This is a genomic window from Ruegeria sp. AA6 (assembly GCF_056542865.1).
In genome coordinates, this window is sequence record NZ_JBQGAN010000065.1 from 1 (window position 1) to 2,504 (window position 2,504).

General features: G+C 60.4%; 2 protein-coding genes. Both read left to right on the top strand.

Annotation, left to right across the window (positions count from 1 at the left end):
• The first annotated feature begins 120 nt into the window (after positions 1-120).
• Complete coding sequence (gene istA / locus ACR0LN_RS23840) at positions 121-1,608, top strand: IS21 family transposase (RefSeq protein WP_480433218.1); 1,488 nt, start codon at positions 121-123, stop codon at positions 1,606-1,608.
• Positions 1,605-2,360 carry an IS21-like element helper ATPase IstB gene (gene istB, locus ACR0LN_RS23845; protein WP_170434935.1) on the top strand — a complete coding sequence of 252 codons (756 nt, stop codon included), beginning with the start codon at positions 1,605-1,607 and terminating at the stop codon, positions 2,358-2,360. Before istA ends, istB begins: the two co-directional genes overlap by 4 nt.
• The last annotated feature ends 144 nt before the right edge of the window (positions 2,361-2,504 follow it).

Sequence of the window (2,504 nt, forward strand, 5' to 3'; positions counted from 1 at the left end):
TGAGAACGGCGGTGAGAAAGTCGACCACGGTAGCGGCGGGATAACCCTGCTGCGGGCGGCGTAAAAGTCGTCCATCTTTGCCCTTCTTTTCGTAACGGGGGGGGCGGGAGGATCTTTTCCGTGGATTTGTATCGTAAAGTGCGTCTGGCCTGTGCCGAGGGCATGAGCCAGCGAGAAGCGGCCCGGCATTTCGGGATATCACGTGACAGCGTTCGCAAGATCTTGGCGTTTTCGGTCCCGCCCGGCTACCGGCGGTCAGCACCGATCCGGCGGCCCAAGCTGGATGGGTTCACCGGGATCATCGATCAATGGCTGTCAGAAGATCGGCAGCGACCGCGCAAACAGCGGCATACGGCCAAGCGGATCTTCGAACGCCTGCGCGATGAGCATGGCTTCGAGGGTGGTTACACCATCATCAAGGATTATGTTCGGGAACACGGTCGACGGCATCGCGAGATGTTCGTGCCGCTTAACCATGCACCCGGCCATGCTCAGGCCGACTTCGGCGAAGCGATTGTTGTGATCGGTGGCATTGAACAGAAGGCCCACTTCTTTGCCTTGGATCTGCCGCACAGCGACGCCTGCTACGTCCGGGCCTATCCGGCGGCGACCGCAGAGGCCTGGATGGATGGCCACGTCCATGCCTTTGGGTTTTTCGGGGCGGCTCCGCAGTCGATCCTGTACGACAACGACCGGTGCCTTGTGGCGAAGATCGAGCCCGACGGAACTCGCAGACGCGCGCGGCTGTTCAGCGAGATGCTGTCCCACTACGTGATCCGGGACCGCTACGGGCGTCCCGGCAAGGGCAACGACAAGGGGTCCGTCGAAGGGCTGGTTGGCTATTCCCGGCGCAACTTCATGGTGCCGGTCCCGAGTTTTCCGACTTGGGATGCCTTCAACAACTGGCTCGAAGAGCAGTGCCGTAAGCGCCAAAACGACAAGCTGCGCGGGCACAATGAGACGATTGGAGAGCGACTTCAACGCGATCTGGAGATCATGGCGCCGCTTCCCGCCCGGTCTTTCGAAGCCTGTGACCAGGCAACGGGTCGGGTCAGTTCGCTCGCGTTGGTACGTTACAAGACCAATGATTATTCCGTACCGGTTGCCTTTGGACACCGCGATGTCTGGATCCGCGCCTATGTCGACCGACTGGTGATCGGATGTGGCGGCGAGGTCATCGCGCGGCATGTTCGCAGCTACAACCGCGAGGACATGGTCTTCGATCCGGTTCATTACCTGCCGCTGATTGAGAAGAAGATAAACGCTTTCGAACAGGCAGCTCCGCTGGCCGGATGGGAGCTTCCCAAGGCGTTTGATACTCTTCAGAAGCTAATGGAGGCACGCATGCTGAAAGCCGGACGGCGCGAATACGTGCAGGTCCTACGGCTGCTCGAAAGCTTCGAGATGGAGGAGGTTCATGCTGCCGTGAAGACGGCTCTCCAGATGGGTGCGATCAGTTTTGATGCCGTGAAGCATCTGGTGCTGTGTCGGGTGGAGCGGCGGCCGCCGAGGCTCGATCTGGATGTCTACCCGTTCCTGCCGCGGGCCAAGGTGGCGACGACATCTCCGGCCAGCTACATGTGCCTGACAACAGGTGCCTCGACATGACGGAGACACCACAGATCCTGCTGAACCACCAACTCAAGAAGCTGAAGCTGCCGACCATCCTGCGGGAATACGACAAACAGGCTCGGCTGTGTGCCTCCGAGGGCCGCGACCATGTCCAGTTCCTGGCCCGTCTGATCGAGCTCGAGCTCATCGACCGGGAGCGGCGGATGATCGAACGCCGGATCAAGGCCGCGAAATTCCCGGCGACCAAGAGCCTTGATAGCTTCGATTTTGCCGCGATCCCTTCTTTGAACAAGATGCAGGTCCTGGAGTTGGCGCGTGGTGAATGGATCGACCGCGGAGAGAACGTCATCGCTCTCGGCCCCAGCGGCACCGGTAAGACCCACGTGGCGCTCGGCCTCGGTCTGGCCGCCTGCCAGAAAGGCCTGGCGGTTCGCTTTACTACTGCCGCGGCCATCGTGCACGAGTTGATGGAAGCCCGCGACGAGCGCCAGCTCCTGCGCCTTCAAAAGCAACTCGTGAAGCAGAAGCTCCTGATCATCGACGAGTTGGGCTTCGTGCCCCTCAGCAAAACCGGCGCCGAACTGTTGTTCGAACTGATCTCTCAGCGATACGAGCGCGGCTCGATCCTGATCACCTCGAACCTGCCCTTCGATGAATGGACCGAAACATTCGGATCGGAGCGCCTCACTGGTGCCTTGCTCGACCGGCTGACCCACCACGTCAGCATTCTGGAGATGAACGGAGAAAGCTATCGCCTGGCACAGAGCAGGGCCCGGCAGAACTCCTAAGGCACAGAAGAGATTGGTCCTGACGGACCAAGACGCCTTGGCAACCGCCAGCTATTTGGGAGCGCGTTTGCCAAGGCGCCGGTAACCCAAACAGTGGACGACTTTTGCTCCGCCCAATGGCAGACTTTCTCACCGCCGTTGACA

Bases quoted from the DNA above. Each gene is read 5' to 3' on its own strand.
- istB (WP_170434935.1), top strand. From the start codon at position 1,605: ATGACGGAGACACCACAGATCCTGCTGAACCACCAACTCAAGAAGCTG.